This window comes from Pseudomonas sp. KH_027, from assembly GCF_057838565.1.
On record NZ_CM174470.1, the window covers coordinates 4170244 to 4182246 of the forward strand.

General features: G+C 64.4%; 11 protein-coding genes. 7 read left to right on the forward strand and 4 right to left on the reverse strand.

Annotation, left to right across the window (positions count from 1 at the left end):
• The first annotated feature begins 21 nt into the window (after window positions 1–21).
• The 5 genes from AC3IYG_RS19480 to AC3IYG_RS19500 all read left to right on the forward strand — a co-directional run bounded on the left by AC3IYG_RS19480 (window position 22) and on the right by AC3IYG_RS19500 (window position 4144).
• Window positions 22–477 (forward strand): MaoC family dehydratase, encoded by a 456-nt coding sequence (locus AC3IYG_RS19480; RefSeq protein ID WP_489311154.1) that lies wholly within the window; start codon window positions 22–24, stop codon window positions 475–477.
• 124 nt (window positions 478–601) lie between these two features.
• Window positions 602–2326 (forward strand): C13 family peptidase, encoded by a 1725-nt coding sequence (locus AC3IYG_RS19485; protein ID WP_489311155.1) that lies wholly within the window; start codon window positions 602–604, stop codon window positions 2324–2326.
• A gap of 32 nt (window positions 2327–2358) precedes the next feature.
• Complete coding sequence (locus AC3IYG_RS19490; RefSeq protein WP_489311156.1) at window positions 2359–3000, forward strand: oxidoreductase; 642 nt, start codon at window positions 2359–2361, stop codon at window positions 2998–3000.
• 93 nt (window positions 3001–3093) lie between these two features.
• Window positions 3094–3408 (forward strand): DUF5629 family protein, encoded by a 315-nt coding sequence (locus AC3IYG_RS19495; RefSeq protein WP_489311157.1) that lies wholly within the window; start codon window positions 3094–3096, stop codon window positions 3406–3408.
• 124 nt (window positions 3409–3532) lie between these two features.
• Window positions 3533–4144 (forward strand): class I SAM-dependent methyltransferase, encoded by a 612-nt coding sequence (locus AC3IYG_RS19500; RefSeq protein WP_489311158.1) that lies wholly within the window; start codon window positions 3533–3535, stop codon window positions 4142–4144.
• A gap of 10 nt (window positions 4145–4154) precedes the next feature.
• On the opposite strand, the gene AC3IYG_RS19505 is transcribed toward AC3IYG_RS19500, so the two are convergent.
• The 4 genes from AC3IYG_RS19505 to AC3IYG_RS19520 form a co-directional block, all read right to left on the reverse strand.
• Complete coding sequence (locus AC3IYG_RS19505; protein ID WP_489311159.1) at window positions 4155–4442, reverse strand: YceK/YidQ family lipoprotein; 288 nt, start codon at window positions 4440–4442, stop codon at window positions 4155–4157.
• Window positions 4435–5064: a flavin prenyltransferase UbiX gene (gene ubiX / locus AC3IYG_RS19510; protein ID WP_489311160.1), complete on the reverse strand. Its 630-nt coding sequence runs from the start codon at window positions 5062–5064 to the stop codon at window positions 4435–4437. Before ubiX ends, AC3IYG_RS19505 begins: the two co-directional genes overlap by 8 nt.
• 1 nt (window position 5065) lies before the next feature.
• A complete protein-coding gene (mpl, locus tag AC3IYG_RS19515) occupies window positions 5066–6418 on the reverse strand; it encodes a UDP-N-acetylmuramate:L-alanyl-gamma-D-glutamyl-meso-diaminopimelate ligase (RefSeq protein ID WP_489311161.1) in 1353 nt (450 codons plus the stop codon).
• Window positions 6419–6667: 249 nt separating this feature from the next.
• Window positions 6668–8590 (reverse strand): sigma-54-dependent Fis family transcriptional regulator, encoded by a 1923-nt coding sequence (locus AC3IYG_RS19520; RefSeq protein WP_489311162.1) that lies wholly within the window; start codon window positions 8588–8590, stop codon window positions 6668–6670.
• A gap of 318 nt (window positions 8591–8908) precedes the next feature.
• On the opposite strand from AC3IYG_RS19520, the gene exaC reads away from it, so the two are divergent.
• Window positions 8909–10429 carry an acetaldehyde dehydrogenase ExaC gene (gene exaC / locus AC3IYG_RS19525; RefSeq protein WP_489311163.1) on the forward strand — a complete coding sequence of 507 codons (1521 nt, stop codon included), beginning with the start codon at window positions 8909–8911 and terminating at the stop codon, window positions 10427–10429.
• A 163-nt stretch (window positions 10430–10592) separates the two neighbouring features.
• Window positions 10593–11963, forward strand: coding sequence for an ethanolamine permease (gene eat / locus AC3IYG_RS19530; RefSeq protein WP_489311164.1), 1371 nt, complete (start codon window positions 10593–10595; stop codon window positions 11961–11963).
• Window positions 11964–12003 lie beyond the last annotated feature (40 nt).

The window sequence follows — 12003 nt, forward strand, 5'->3', positions numbered from 1 at the left end:
CTGTCTCCTCGAGGAGGATCTATGTCGTTCGTACCCGTTGCAGAATTGAAAAACTATATTGGCAAGGAGCTGGGCCGTTCCGAGTGGCTGACCATCGATCAGGAACGCATCAATCAATTCGCCGAATGCACGGGCGACCACCAGTTCATCCATGTCGACCCGGAAAAAGCCAAGCTGACCCCGTTCGGCACCACCATCGCCCATGGCTTCCTCTCGCTGTCGCTGGTGCCGATGCTGATGGAAAAGATCATGATCATGCCGCAGGGCCTGAAAATGGCAGTCAACTATGGCCTCGACAGCGTGCGCTTCATCCAGCCGGTCAAGGTCAACTCCAAGGTGCGGCTGGTCGTCAACCTGACCGACGCCAACGAGAAAAACCCCGGCCAATGGCTGCTCAAGGCCAAGGTCGTGCTGGAGATCGAAGGCCAGGAAAAGCCGGCCTATATCGCCGAGCCGCTGACCCTCTGCTTCGTCTGAATCAGGTCGGTCACCACGGGGCGCCTCGAGCGCCCCGTTTTCATTTCCAGGTTGTGATCGTCGCGCACGCGCGTCAGCGCCTTTGCGGCATACTTCCGCGAACGTCTTGATCCGGATGCCTCGCATGCGTCGCCTATTTCCAGCCTCCCTGGCTCTCCTGACCCTCGCACTGCTGCTCACCGCCTGTGGCGAGGGCGAACCGCTGACCCCGGCGAACGCCGTACTGCCGGATGGCGGCCGCTACCGTGGTGAAGTGGTCGACGGCCTGTTGCAGGGCCCCGGGCGGATCGACTACGCCAATGGCAGCTGGTTCCAGGGGCCGTTCAAGGACGGCCAACCGGAAGGCCTCGGCAAATGGCAGGGGCCGAGTGGCGAGAGCTACGTCGGCGGCTTTCATCAAGGCCTGTTCGACGGCCAGGGCAAACTCACCTACAGCGACGGCAGCACTTACGAAGGCGGCTTCAAACTGGCGCGCATGGACGGCGAAGGCAGCCTCAAGCAAGGTGGCCTGAGCTACCGCGGCGAGTTCAAGCAGGATCGCTACCACGGCCTCGGCAAACTCGAACGGCCCGACGGCAGCAGCTTCCAAGGCAGCTTCGCCGAGGGCCAGCCCGATGGCGAAGGCCTGCGCATCGACGACAGCGGCAACCAGTACAGCGGGCGCTTCAAGCACGGCCAACTGAACGGCACCGGCAGCTACAAAAGCAGCGACGGCGACCTCTACAGCGGTGGCTTTCGCGATGACCAGTTCCACGGCAAGGGCCGCTACGAAAGCGCCGACGGCGACGTCTGGCTCGGCCAGTTCGTTGCGGGTTCGCTGAATGGCAAGGGCGAATACCACGGCGCCGACGACAGCCACTACCAAGGCACGTTCAGCAACTGGCGCTATCACGGCGAAGGCCGCCTGACACTCGCCGACGGCAGCATCTATCAGGGCCATTTCGCCGACGACAGTTACGATGGCCAAGGCAGCCTGACCTTGGCCGACGGCACGGTGCGGGCCGGCATCTGGCAGCACGGCCAGCGCGTGCGCGACAGCCAGGGCCAAGCCCTGCCCGACCCACTGGAAATCGCTCTGCTCGAGCAAGGGCGCCTGCTCGAACAGGCCATCGCCGCGCTTCCCGCATCGACCCCGACAGTCGAGCTCTACAGCCTGACGCTGGCCGGTGACGGCAAGCAAAGCGTGTTCCTGCGCGAGGCCGACTACGTCAACCAGTTGCTCGGCGAGCGCTTCGGTGCGCGCGGCCAGATCAGCCTGGCCAACCACCGCGACCATTTCGCCGACCGCCCGCTGGCCACCCGCGAGAGTCTGACCCGCGCCGTGCGTGCGCTCGCCGAACGCAGCGGCGCGGAAGACCTGATCTTCATCTACCTGACCAGCCACGGTTCGCGCAACCATGAGCTGAACCTCGACCAGCCGCGCCTGCAACTGGCCGACCTGCCAGCCAGCGAGCTGGCCGCGCTGCTGCAACCACTCAAGGAACGGCACAAGGTCGTGGTGATTTCCGCGTGTTTCTCCGGCGGCTTCATCCCACAGCTGAAGGATGACAAGACCCTGGTGATCACCGCGGCGCGCAGCGATCGGGTGTCCTTTGGTTGCTCGGAAGAAAATGACTTCACTTATTTCGGCCGCGCCCTGTTCGCCGAAGCCTTGAGCCAGACCGATGACCTGCAACGGGCCTTCGACCTGGCCAAGCACAAGGTCGCCGAGCGTGAGAAAGCCGACGGCTTCGAGCCCTCCGAGCCACAGATCTGGGCGCCGAAAGCGGTACTCGCGCACTGGCGCAAGCTGCGTGAAAGCCAGGCCGAACGTGCACTCACCGCCGACAAAACCGACGCCAGCAACTAAACTGCCCCTGTAACAGCCCAGAGACACCATTTATGTACCTGACGCCCCAGCATATTCTGCTCGCAGGAGCCACCGGCCTGACCGGTGAGCACCTGCTCGACCGCCTGCTCAACGAGCCGACGGTGAAGCGTGTGCTGGCGCCGACCCGGCGACCGCTGGCCGGGCACCCGCGTCTGGATAATCCGCAGGGTGAGCTGCAGGCTGTGCTGTCGACCCTGACAGGGCCAGTGGATATCGCCTTCTGCTGCCTCGGCACGACGCTGAAACAGGCCGGTTCGCAGGAGGCCTTCCGCGCCATCGACTTTGATCTGGTGCTGGCCGTCGGCCAGCAGGCCCGCGCCCTCGGTGCCCGGCACTTCCTGGTGATCAGCGCACTGGGGGCCGACGCCAGCTCCTCGGTGTTTTACAACCGGGTCAAAGGTGAACTGGAAGCGGCCCTGAAAGCGCAGGATTGGCCGCAACTGACGATCGCCCGGCCATCCCTGCTGCTCGGCACCCGCAACGAGTTCCGCCTGGGCGAGCGCCTGGCTGCCCCCCTGATGCGCTGGGCGCCGGGTAAATACCGTGGTATCCAGGCCTGCACCCTGGCCCGTGCGCTCTGGCGCCTGGCACTGGAAGAACAGGACGGCGTGCGCGTCGTCGAGTCCGATGAGCTGAGAAAACTCGGCCGTTGAACACCGCCGTCAGCACCGCCCACACCTTCGCGCCGCCGCCATGCCCTAGCGCTGTGCGCGGCGCACCTTAACGATCAAATGAGAGTCCGCGCCATGAGCACGCTTGCCACCAACCTCCCCGCCGCACTCGAAACCGCCGACATGCTCGAAATCGATGGCCTCCATGCCTGGCAGTTCGTACTGGCCGCGGACGCCGAGCCGGCGTTGTTGATCGAATGCATGGACGGCCGCACCCTGCGCAAATGGCAGTTCTCCCGCGCCGAACTGCTGGCCGCCACCTACTCGCCGACGACCCAGAGCTGGAGCCTGACCGACAGCGGCGGCATGCACGAGCTCAAGTGCCTGGACGGGGTGACGGCCGACAACAGTGACCAGCCCGACGCGGCTGAAGACCCTGAACAGGCTTGAGCACAGCAACCGCACGCGTCCACGGCGGACAAGCCCTGCGTCCGCCACTTTGACCGAATAGCCGGCAGCCGCCCACGACCGCGTTTGCTATGGTCATAGCTCGCCTCGACTCGCGGAGTTGCCCATGGGCCTGTACAGCCGTCACATCCTGCCGCACCTGATCGACTTCGCCTGCGGCATGGGCGAAGTGATGAAGGCGCGCTCGACAATTGTCCCCCAAGCCCACGGCCGGGTGCTGGAGATCGGCATCGGCAGCGGCCTGAACCTCGAATTTTATGACCCGGCGAAGGTAACCCGGATCATTGGTGTCGACCCGGCGGCGGAAATGCAGGCGCTGGCCCGCGAGCGCGTGACGCGGATCACCATCGCGGTGGAGATGATCGCGCTGGAACTGGGGCAGATCCAGGCGCCCGCGGCCAGTTTCGACAGCATCGTCTGTACCTTTACCCTGTGCACGATTCCAGACCCGGTGACGGCGCTGCAGGAGATGCGCCGCGTACTCAAGCCCGGCGGCCGTCTGCTGTTCTGTGAGCACGGCCTGGCACCGGATCCGCCCGTGGTGCGCTGGCAGCAGCGACTGACACCGCTATGGAAACCGCTGGCCGGTGGCTGTCACTTGAACCGCGATATACCGGCACTGCTCAGTGCCGGCGGCTTTCATATCGGCGCGCTGGACCGTCGTTACCTGAAAGGCCCCAAACCGATGACCTACGTCTATTCCGGCTGGGCCGATTGAGCACCGCCGGTCACAGCCCGCCACTGACGCCAAGGCTGAAGCCCAGCGCCGCGGCCAGCGACAACGGCAGCAACAGCGTATCCAGCAAGGCGCTGGCCGGCAGGTCGAGACCGGCATAGGTCGGCGCCTCGGCGCCAAACCGATCCAGCGGGCAACAGCCGCCATTCAGCGCATACCAATCCAGGCGCGTACCGGCATACACCACCGGCGCACCGGGCTTGGCCGCATTCAAGGTGCGGGTGGTCGCGCAACCGAACAGGTTGCCCGCCAGCAGCACGATCAGCAGAAGTCTAATCATCGCTGCTCAAATGGTGCTCGCCCCAACGCGGCAGCATGTCCTGCGGAATATTGAGGACGTTGAGAATGCGCGCCACGACGAAGTCGATCAGGTCATCGATGGTCTGCGGCTGATGGTAGAAACCCGGCGCCGCCGGCAGGATCACCGCGCCGAGGTTCGACAGCTTGAGCATGTTCTCCAGATGGATGCTGGAGAGCGGCGCCTCGCGCGGCACCAGGATCAGTTGCCGGCGCTCCTTCAAGGCCACGTCCGCCGCCCGCTCGATCAGGTTGTTACAGGCGCCGGTGGCAATGGCCGAGAGCGTGCCGGTCGAACACGGCACCACCACCATCGCACCGGGCGCACTGGAGCCGGAGGCCGCCGGTGCCATCCAGTCTTCCTTGCCGTACACGCGAATCTGCCCAGCCGCCGCGCCGGTGTATTCGCTGAGAAACGCCTGCATCGCCTGCGGCTTAGCCGGCAGGGTCACGTCGGTTTCGGTGGCCATCACCAATTGCGCGGCCTTGGAAATCAGGAAGTGCACCTCGCGCTCTTCCTGCACCAGGCAGTCGAGCAGGCGCAGGCCGTACTGGGCGCCGGAGGCACCGGTCATGGCCAGGGTAATGCGCTCAGGACCACTCATCTCAGCTCTCCAGGGCCGCCGCCAGCTTGCCGTGCAAGCCGCCGAACCCGCCATTGCTCATGATCACCACCTGGGTACCCGGCGCGGCCTCGGCCTTGACCCCGGCAATGATCGCCTCCAGCGAATCGCAGACCCGGGTCGGCACCTTGGATGACGCCACGGTCGCGGCCAGGTCCCAGCCGAGGTTAGCCGGCGCGTACCAGTACACCGAGTCAGCCTGCACGACCGATTCCGGCAGGCCGGCGCGATGGGCACCGAGCTTCATAGAGTTGGAGCGCGGCTCGACGATGGCGATCAATTTGCTGGCGCCAATGCGTTTGCGCAAACCATCGAGGGTGGTGGCAATCGCCGTCGGGTGGTGGGCGAAGTCGTCATAGATGGTGATGCCGTTGATCTCGGCGACTTTCTCCATGCGCCGCTTGGCATTCTTGAACAGGCACAGGGCGGCGATGCCCTGTGCCGGTACGACACCGACATGCCGCGCCGCGGCCAGCACGGCCAGGGCGTTGGCGACGTTGTGCTGGCCGGTCAACGGCCAGTCGACCACGCCTTCGACCTTGCCGGCGAAACTCACTTCGAAGCGCGAAGCATCGGCGCTGAGCAGGCGCGCCTGCCACTGGCCATCGGCACCGGTGGTCTGTACCGGGGTCCAGCAGCCCATCTCGAGCACGCGTTTGAGCGCGGCTTCCGAGGTCGGGTGGATGATCAGACCGTCACCGGGAATGGTGCGCACCAGATGGTGGAACTGCCGCTCGATCGCCGCCAGATCGGGGAAAATATCCGCATGATCGAATTCCAGGTTATTCAGGATGGCGGTGCGCGGGCGGTAGTGGACGAACTTGCTGCGCTTGTCGAAAAAGGCGCTGTCGTACTCATCGGCCTCGACCACGAAGAACGGCGTACCGCCCAAGCGCGCGGAAATACCAAAGTTCTGCGGCACGCCGCCAATCAAAAAGCCCGGGCTCATGCCGGCGTGTTCCAGCACCCAGGCGAGCATGCTGCTGCTACTGGTCTTGCCGTGGGTGCCGGCCACAGCCAGCACCCAGCGCCCTTGCAACACATGATCGGCCAGCCACTGCGGACCGCTGACATAGGGCAAGCCCTGGTTCAATACATACTCGACCGCGGGGTTGCCACGCGACAGGGCGTTGCCAATCACCACCAGATCCGGCGCGGGCTGCAACTGGACGGGATCGTAGCCCTGCGTCAGCTCGATGCCCTGGGCCTGCAACTGCGTGCTCATCGGCGGGTAAACATTGGCATCGGAGCCGGTGACACGGTGACCCAGCTCTTTCGCCAGCACGGCCAGCGAGCCCATGAACGTACCGCAAATGCCCAAAATATGGATGTGCATGATTTACCTTGAAGGCGACCTCAAAAACGGGCTGCGCGGCCCGAAGAAACTGCCCGGCAGGTTACCGCACGCGGCCATGAGGGGGCCATAGCGCTGTCACAGGACGGCAGGGGAGAGGGCGCAGATAGGCGCTTGCTGATGAGCCGACGGTTAGACAACAGGAAGATGGCGAAACGCAAAGCCGCAGGAGCGGGCCATGCCCGCGATCGGCTCTTCACGGGCATGGCCCGCTCCTGCGCATAACACTCGTCAGACCTGGCGCGCGCGGGTGATGGAATGCCTGTGCAGCTTGCGGTACAGGGTATTGCGGCTGATCCCCAGCTGCTCCGCTACGCGGGTCATGTGCCAGCGCTGATCTTCCAGTGCCGCGAGCAAGGCGGCGCGCTCGGCATCCTCCAGCGGGTTGGTCGGGCTCGCCGGCCGCTCGGCCGTCACCTTCAGGGCCTGGCGGATTTCCAGTGGCAGCTCCGCCAGCCCCACGCACTCATCGTCACAGAGCGCCGCCAGGGTGCGCAGCACATTGCGCAACTGCCGCACGTTGCCGGGCCAGGCATAGTCAAGCAGGGCCTGGCGGGCGTCGGCATCAAGCCGGATGTTCTGCCCGTGCGCCTCCTGTGCCAGCAGGTGTTCGAGCAACTGCGCACGATCGCTGCGGGCGCGCAACGGCGGCAGGTCGAGCACCAACCCGTTGAGCCGGTAGTACAGGTCTTCGCGGAAGGTGCCGGTCTGCACCCGCTCAGCCAGCTCGCGGTGTGTCGCGCTGATGATGCGCACATTCACTTCTTGCGGCTCGCCGCCGATCGGCACCACCAGGCGATCTTCCAGCACCCGCAGCAAGCGGGTCTGCAGCGCCAGCGGCATATCGCCGATTTCATCGAGGAACAGGGTGCCACCATCGGCCTGCTGCAGCTTGCCGCGCATGCCGTCCTTGCGCGCGCCGGTGAAACTGCCGCCGCGATAGCCGAACAGCTCGCTCTCGATCAGCGTTTCGGGAATCGCCGCACAGTTCAGCGCGACGAAGGCCTTGTCGGCCCGCGAGCTGGCCTGGTGCACGGCCTTGGCGAAGGCCTCCTTGCCGGAGCCGGTCTCGCCATTGATCAGCAATGGCACATCGCGCTCGAACACCCGCAAGGCCCGGCGAAAATCGTTTTGCAGCGCCGCATCGCCCAGGCACAGCCCAGTGGCGGCCTGCACCGGCAGTGCCAGAGCCGGCCGCGCGAGCGGCATCGGCACACTGCGCGGCACGCCCCGGAGCATGGCGAACAACGCCCGCCCATTGTGCGCACGCAGCGGCCAGCTGGCGCTCGGCTGCGGGCTGGCACGACCGAGCAGTTCATCCAGCCGGCAATCGAACAGTGCCTCGAGCGGCTGGCCAAGCAAATCCGCACGGTTACGGCCCAACAGGTTTATCGCGCTCTGGTTCACCGCAGTCACCCGCCCATCGCCATCGAACGCCAGCAAACCTTCGCTGAACAGCCCGACATACTCGGCCTGCAAGTGAAAGCGCAGCAGCCACTGCCCTTCGAAACGGCGGAGGAAATAGCAGCTCTCGATCATCTTCGCCGACAGGTTGACCAGCGCCATGGTGTGAAATTGGCTCTGCCGTGAAGCATCACGGCGCGCCGAGGACACATCCAGCACCGCCAGCAGATCGCCCTGGGAGTCGAATACCGGGCTCGCCGAACAGGTCAGCCCGGTATGGCGGCCACGGAAATGCTCATCCTGATGAATGGTCAGCGCCTGCCGCTCGACCAGGCAGGTGCCGATGCCATTGGTGCCTTCGCAGGCCTCGCTCCAATCGGCACCGAGCCAGAGCCCGGCGCGCTCGAAGGTCTTGCGCTCGGCGGCGGCGGTGACGCTGTTGAGGATCACCCCGCGGGCATCGGTCAGCAACACCGCGTGACCGGAACCGGACAGCTGCTGATGCAGGTTGCTCATCTCGCCACTGGCGATTTCCAGCACCTGCTGCAAGCGCTCGCGGCACTCGAGTACGCGACCGTGCTCCAGCACCGTCGGCGCCATGGTCAGTGCCGGGTCGAGGTGATAGTCCTCCAGGCAGCGCCGCCACGAGCGCGCGATCGACGGATCCGCCGCCGGCCCCGCCGATTGGACCTTGCCCTGCGCCACGGTCAGCACCTGCTGCATGTGACGGCTCAGATGATTCGCAGACATTATTATTGTTCTCCGCGTAGTGTTGGGCGACGGCCCCGCGCGCATTCAGCGCGCCCACTTTGCCCCAGCATCGCCCAGCCTCCGCGGCTTTGCAACGCCCCGCTGGCCGGCAAGTCACGGGCTGTACCGCCTGCGTGACAGTTTGTCACTGCGCCTGTTGCAACCGCAGTACAAGCCCGCCCTGGCCACGCTCCAGCCCAGGGGCGCAACCGCTCTAGACAGCAACTTCGGCCACCCTGGCCCAGCCCTTGCTCTAGGCTTTGACAAGCGCAGCAGCGCGTCCTCCCCAATAAGCACAAAAGCCAGGAGAACCTCACCATGCTTTACGCTCACCCCGGCACCGAAGGCGCCATCGTTTCCTTCAAGACCCGTTACGGCAACTACATCGGCGGCGAGTTCGTCGCACCGGTCAAAGGCCAGTACTTCACCAACCTCTCGCCGGTGAACGGCCAGCCGATCGCCGAGTTTCCGCGCTCGACCGCCGAAGACATTGACAAGGCCCTTGACGCGGCCCATGCCGCCGCCGATACCTGGGGCAAGACATCGGCCCAGGAACGCTCGCTGGTGCTGCTGAAGATTGCCGACCGCATCGAAGCCAACCTCGAACTGCTGGCCGTGACCGAAACCTGGGACAACGGCAAAGCCATCCGCGAAACCCTCAACGCCGACATCCCGCTGGCCGCCGACCACTTCCGCTACTTCGCCGGCTGCATCCGCGCCCAGGAAGGCAGCGCCGCCGAGATCGACGGCAACACCGTGGCCTATCACATCCATGAACCGCTGGGCGTGGTCGGGCAGATCATCCCGTGGAACTTTCCGCTGCTGATGGCCGCCTGGAAGCTGGCCCCGGCCCTGGCCGCTGGCAACTGCGTGGTATTGAAACCCGCCGAGCAGACGCCGCTGGGCATCACCGTGCTGATGGAGCTGATCGGCGACCTGCTGCCGGCCGGCGTACTCAATGTGGTGCAGGGTTTCGGCCGGGAAGCCGGCGAAGCGCTGGCCACCAGCAAACGCATCGCCAAGATCGCCTTCACCGGCTCAACCCCGGTCGGCTCGCACATCATGAAATGCGCGGCAGAGAACATCATTCCATCCACCGTCGAGTTGGGCGGCAAGTCGCCGAACATCTTCTTCGAAGACATCATGCAGGCTGAGCAGAGCTTCATCGAAAAGGCCGCCGAGGGGCTGGTGCTGGCGTTCTTCAACCAAGGCGAGGTGTGCACCTGCCCCTCCCGCGCGCTGGTGCAGGAGTCGATCTACCCGGCATTCATGAAAGAGGTGATGAAGAAGGTCGAGCAGATCAAGCGCGGCGACCCGCTGGACACCGACACCATGGTCGGCGCCCAAGCCTCCGAGCAACAGTTCGACAAGATTCTCTCCTACCTGGAAATTGCCAAGAATGAGGGCGCCGAACTGCTCACCGGCGGCAAGGTGGAAAAACTCAGCGGCAGCCTGGCGAGTGGCTATTACATCCAGCCGACCCTGCTCAAGGGCAACAACAAGATGCGCGTGTTCCAGGAGGAAATCTTCGGCCCGGTGGTCAGCATCACCACCTTCAAGGACGAAGCCGAAGCCCTGGCGATTGCCAACGACACCGAGTTCGGCCTCGGCGCCGGCCTCTGGACCCGCGATATCAACCGCGCCTATCGCATGGGCCGGGCGATCAAAGCCGGTCGCGTGTGGACCAACTGCTACCACCTGTACCCCGCCCATGCCGCGTTCGGCGGCTACAAGAAGTCCGGCGTCGGCCGCGAGACCCACAAAATGATGCTCGACCACTACCAGCAGACCAAGAACCTGCTGGTCAGCTATGACATCAATCCGCTCGGCTTTTTCTAAGACTTGAACTCTCTGTTCATACGCAGAAAAAGTCTGGAAACGCCTTCCACATAGCTAAAAACGCAACCTGCCCTGCCAGTCGTAACAACTTGTTGCGGCTGGCATGGGCGTTGCGTGCATCCGTGGGTCTTTTGGTCTGTTCAACTCTCAGGGCGGGTAAGCAATGACTACAACAACGACACTCAAACCTACACTCGGCACCCTGCATTTATGGGGTATCGCCGTCGGCCTGGTGATTTCCGGCGAATACTTCGGCTGGAGTTACGGCTGGGGCTCGGCAGGCACCATGGGCTTTCTGGTCACCGCGCTGATGGTGGCGGCGATGTACACCTGTTTCATCTTCAGTTTCACCGAACTGACCACCGCCATTCCTCACGCAGGGGGGCCGTTCGCCTACAGCCGGCGCGCCTTTGGCGAAAAAGGCGGATTGATCGCCGGGATCGCCACGTTGATCGAGTTCGTCTTCGCGCCACCGGCGATTGCCATGGCCATCGGCGCCTATCTGAACGTGCAGTTTCCGGAGCTCGACCCGAAGCATGCGGCGGTTGGCGCCTACTTCGTGTTCATGACCCTGAACATCCTCGGCGTCAGCATTGCCGCCACCTTTGAGCTGGTGGTCACCGTGCTGGCGGTCGCCGAACTGCTGGTGTTCATGGGCGTGGTCGCGCCGGGCTTCAGCTTCAGCAACTTCGCACTGAACGGCTGGGCCGGCTCCGACTCTTTCAGCATCGCGTCGATTCCCGGTATGTTCGCGGCGATTCCGTTCGCCATCTGGTTCTTCCTGGCCATCGAAGGCGCCGCAATGGCCGCCGAAGAAGCCAAAGACCCGAAGCGCACCATCCCCCGAGCCTACGTCAGCGGCATTCTGACCCTGGTATTCCTGGCGGTCGGCGTAATGGTGATGGCCGGGGGTGTAGGCGACTGGCGCCAACTGTCGAATATCAACGACCCGCTGCCACAAGCGATGAAAGCCGTGGTCGGTGACAACTCCACCTGGATGCACATGCTGGTGTGGATTGGTCTGTTCGGCCTGGTGGCAAGCTTCCATGGCATCATCCTTGGCTACTCGCGGCAGTTCTTCGCCCTTGCCCGCGCCGGTTACCTGCCGGTCGGCCTGGCCAAGCTGAACCGCTTCCAGACCCCACACCGGGCCATCATCGCCGGCGGCGTAATCGGCATCGCAGCCATCTACAGCGACGGTTTGATCAATCTGCAAGGCATGACCCTGACCGCGGCGATGATCACCATGTCGGTGTTCGGCGCCATCGTCATGTACATCATCAGCATGCTCAGCCTGTTCAAACTGCGCAAAACCGAGCCGAACCTGGTGCGCACTTTCCGCGCGCCGGGCTACCCGATCGTGCCGGGCATCGCGCTGCTGCTGGCGGTGGTCTGCCTGGTGGCGATGGCCTGGTTCAACACGCTGATCGGCCTGATCTTCCTCGGTTTCATGGCCGCGGGTTTCATTTACTTCCAACTGACCGCTCATCAACGCTCCAGCGCCCCGGCTGACGCCATGCTGACAGGCGCTTAACAACAGGTTGTAAGCTGCACCTCTGCCGCGCCCAGGCCCG

Bases quoted from the DNA above. Each gene is read 5' to 3' on its own strand.
- AC3IYG_RS19480 (WP_489311154.1), top strand. From the start codon at position 22: ATGTCGTTCGTACCCGTTGCAGAATTGAAAAACTATATTGGCAAGGAG.
- AC3IYG_RS19485 (WP_489311155.1), top strand. From the start codon at position 602: ATGCGTCGCCTATTTCCAGCCTCCCTGGCTCTCCTGACCCTCGCACTG.
- AC3IYG_RS19490 (WP_489311156.1), top strand. From the start codon at position 2,359: ATGTACCTGACGCCCCAGCATATTCTGCTCGCAGGAGCCACCGGCCTG.
- AC3IYG_RS19495 (WP_489311157.1), top strand. From the start codon at position 3,094: ATGAGCACGCTTGCCACCAACCTCCCCGCCGCACTCGAAACCGCCGAC.
- AC3IYG_RS19500 (WP_489311158.1), top strand. From the start codon at position 3,533: ATGGGCCTGTACAGCCGTCACATCCTGCCGCACCTGATCGACTTCGCC.
- AC3IYG_RS19505 (WP_489311159.1), bottom strand. From the start codon at position 4,442: ATGATTAGACTTCTGCTGATCGTGCTGCTGGCGGGCAACCTGTTCGGT.
- ubiX (WP_489311160.1), bottom strand. From the start codon at position 5,064: ATGAGTGGTCCTGAGCGCATTACCCTGGCCATGACCGGTGCCTCCGGC.
- mpl (WP_489311161.1), bottom strand. From the start codon at position 6,418: ATGCACATCCATATTTTGGGCATTTGCGGTACGTTCATGGGCTCGCTG.
- AC3IYG_RS19520 (WP_489311162.1), bottom strand. From the start codon at position 8,590: ATGTCTGCGAATCATCTGAGCCGTCACATGCAGCAGGTGCTGACCGTG.
- exaC (WP_489311163.1), top strand. From the start codon at position 8,909: ATGCTTTACGCTCACCCCGGCACCGAAGGCGCCATCGTTTCCTTCAAG.
- eat (WP_489311164.1), top strand. From the start codon at position 10,593: ATGACTACAACAACGACACTCAAACCTACACTCGGCACCCTGCATTTA.